General features: G+C 42.7%; 2 protein-coding genes and 1 pseudogene. All 3 read left to right on the top strand.

The window, feature by feature from the left end:
* Positions 1-252: 252 nt before the first annotated feature.
* Positions 253-586 (top strand): annotated as a pseudogene (locus PCORN_RS16215) (putative DNA-binding protein).
* A 12-nt stretch (positions 587-598) separates the two neighbouring features.
* Positions 599-1,942, top strand: a complete 1,344-nt coding sequence (gene ffh, locus PCORN_RS16210; protein WP_036082494.1) for a signal recognition particle protein — start codon at positions 599-601, stop codon at positions 1,940-1,942.
* A gap of 493 nt (positions 1,943-2,435) precedes the next feature.
* A partial coding sequence (locus PCORN_RS19765) for an Lmo1799 family Asp-Ala repeat surface protein (RefSeq protein WP_036082492.1) occupies positions 2,436-3,466 on the top strand: 1,031 nt, incomplete at its 3' end.

The following is a 3,466-nucleotide window of genomic DNA, read 5'->3' as shown; positions in this document are numbered from 1 at the left end:
TCTTAGTGTAGCGGAAATCATGCTCTGCGTTCGTTTGGCGGTTGCTTCACGGTCGGGCTAGCTTCAAGAGCCAGCCTCTCGGAAATTTCGTGGCCTCCGCAAAAATCAAAAGAGGATTTTCACTGCGCCCCCTAACAATTTCTGTCGAGGCTAACGGGCTCTTTCAGCTTTTCAGTGCTTGACATCCCCCATTTTTCCACGTATTCTTATATAGTATAAGCGGGTTTTTGCTAGGGAAGGAACGATGCGGATATGTTTGAGAAAACGACGCGAATGAATTTTTTTGATTGATATCTATGATTCGCTTTTAACAGAGAAGCAGCGGTCCTATGTTTCGCTTTATTATTTGGAAGATTTGTCGCTTGGTGAGATTGCTGAGGAGTATGAAGTGAGTCGGCAGGCGGTTTATGATAATATTAAGCGGACCGAGGCGGTGCTCGAGAACTATGAAGAAAAGCTCGGCGTTTTAAAGAAATATCAGGAACGTGAGCAATTAATTGAACATCTGGAACGACGATTACAGGAAGAACAAGTGTTAGACAATGAAGTGGCTGGTCTGCTTCAACAACTTAAAAATATGGATTAGGAGGCGGCGCACATGGCATTTGAAGGATTAGCCGGCCGATTACAAGAAACGATGAACAAAATCCGCGGAAAAGGGAAAGTGAATGAGGCGGACGTAAAAGAAATGATGCGTGAAGTTCGACTTGCTCTACTGGAAGCGGATGTTAACTTTAAAGTCGTAAAACAATTTATTAAAACGGTAAGCGAGCGTGCTGTCGGCAGTGAGGTCATGAAGAGCCTAACGCCAGGTCAGCAAGTCATCAAAATTGTGCAAGAAGAACTAACAGCATTGATGGGCGGCGAGGAAAGTAAAATCGCAGTTGCCGATAAACCACCGACTGTTGTGATGATGGTTGGACTTCAAGGGGCTGGTAAAACAACAACTACCGGAAAGCTTGCTAACTTACTACGCAAAAAATATAATCGGAAACCACTTCTTGTTGCGGCTGATATTTATCGTCCAGCAGCGATTAAACAATTGGAAACGCTGGGAAATCAGTTGGATATGCCGGTCTTTTCTTTAGGAGATCAAGTTAGCCCTGTTGAGATTGCAAAACAAGCGATTGCAAAGGCGAAAGAGGATCATCTGGATTATGTTTTAATTGATACGGCCGGTCGTCTGCATATTGATACGGAATTAATGGATGAGTTAGTAGCGGTGAAAGAAATCGCCAATCCATCTGAAATTTTACTCGTTGTCGATTCGATGACGGGGCAAGACGCGGTAAATGTAGCGGAAAGCTTTAATGCACAATTAGATATCACCGGTGTTGTATTAACGAAACTCGATGGGGATACACGTGGTGGTGCGGCGCTTTCTATTCGTTCCGTGACGGAAAAACCGATCAAATTTGTTGGTATGGGCGAGAAGATGGAAGCACTCGAAAGTTTCCACCCAGACCGGATGGCGTCTCGTATTCTTGGGATGGGCGATGTGCTTTCCCTCATTGAGAAGGCGCAGGTTTCTGTCGATGAGAACAAGGCGCGAGAGCTTGAGCAGAAAGTAAAAGATATGTCGATGACGCTGGATGATTTCTTGGAGCAACTGCAACAAGTACGCCAAATGGGGCCGCTTGATGAGCTTCTAAAAATGATGCCGGGTGCGAATAAAATGAAAGGCCTCGATAATATGAACGTCGATGAAAAGCAATTGACGCATATTGAGGCAATCATTAAATCGATGACAAAAGCGGAGAAAGACCATCCAGATATCATTAATGCGAATCGTCGCAAGCGTATTGCACGTGGTTCTGGACGACCGATTCAAGAGGTCAATCGACTTTTGAAACAGTTTAATGAGATGAAAAAAATGATGAAACAGATGTCTGGTATGGGCGGAAGTGGAAAAGGCAAGAAAAAAACGTGGCGGATTAGGTAATTTTAAAATGCCGTTTTAATATGGGAAATCGAAAAGTGTAAGAATCTGTTCTATGATTCTTACACTTTTTTTTGATGAAATGAATCATGTAAAATGAGCAGGTAGGAAAATATAGAAAATGAAACTAGTTATTTAGAATGATTTTTTTAAAATAAGATTAATAAGGTAAAATTTTAATATAATCGCATTAATTAAAGGGTTCTTGCTTAATATAATAAACATAATTATTTTACATAAAAAGGTAAATGATGCAGATAGGTATTTAAAACCAAATAGAAGTAATATTTCACGTATTAAATTTAAATATAACTTCTTTAGTTATTTTTGTATATTTTTTATCATATAAGGGTAAAGTAATTTTTGTATGACTACAGACAATATTAGGGGGTGACAGTTGATCGTTGATAAGAGTAAATTTCTTGATTGTCAGTTGATAGATACTTGTTGATTTTTATTAAACCTTATGGGGATAAGGTTCGAGGGGGAAAAAAAAATGAAAAAACAGCAGGTAGATTATAAGCGCAGATTGAATGTGAAAAATAAGCAAAAAGCAAAAGTACTAGCAACGTTGTTTACAGCAGCAACGATTGTGGCGTCTCCAATAACGATTAATTATGATGGATTTGACCGTAGTTTTTCGCTAAGTGGTACACAAGCTGAGGCGGCGAGCATTAGCTTGTTGGGGAATACGACTTTGCAGCCTACTTATGCTAATGGGAAGTTAATTATCCAACTTCAAGGAACGCAAATTGCGAATATTGGGTTACTTCAAAATTATCATCCTTATTTTAAGTTGCCCGATGAACTAAAGACACTCCTATCTAATCCGGCTATCAAAGCCAATTCAAGCATTGCTTATGATATTCCTTATTTAGGTGCTTTTGGTTTGCAATTATCAAATGATGGGACTGTTACTGGGAACGCTTTACTAGTAGATGCTGCCAACGGGACGATTGGTGCGAATATTCCGAATGGTCTGGGATTATCGCTAGCTGGACTGACTACTTTTACGTTGACGATTGATTTAGCTGCATTGGGAGTAGTGGCTTTACCTGCTGGAATTGGTGATGATCGGTTAGATTTTACTGGTCGTGTAGGCGATGACTTTTTATTGGATGTGGATTTGTTGAATTCTGACTCGGCTAAGGGTTTTATTGAGGCGCCGGAGGCTGACGCTGACGCCGATGCTGATGCGGATGCAGACGCTGATGCAGACGCTGATGCAGACGCTGATGCAGACGCTGATGCCGATGCGGACGCTGATGCCGATGCTGATGCTGATGCCGATGCGGATGCAGACGCTGATGCTGATGCCGATGCTGACGCAGATGCCGATGCGGATGCCGATGCGGATGCTGACGCCGACGCTGACGCCGATGCTGATGCAGACGCCGATGCAGACGCTGATGCAGACGCGGATGCAGACGCTGATGCAGACGCCGATGCAGATGCAGACGCCGATGCTGACGCCGATGCTGACGCTGATGCCGATGCTGATGCTGATGCGGATGCCGATGCGGATGC

Source organism: Listeria cornellensis FSL F6-0969 (assembly GCF_000525855.1).
Lineage (GTDB): Bacteria > Bacillota > Bacilli > Lactobacillales > Listeriaceae > Listeria_A > Listeria_A cornellensis.
Note: the sequence above shows the minus strand (reverse complement) of the source record. Positions and strands in the feature narration are given on the sequence as shown.

Bases quoted from the DNA above. Each gene is read 5' to 3' on its own strand.
- ffh (WP_036082494.1), top strand. From the start codon at position 599: ATGGCATTTGAAGGATTAGCCGGCCGATTACAAGAAACGATGAACAAA.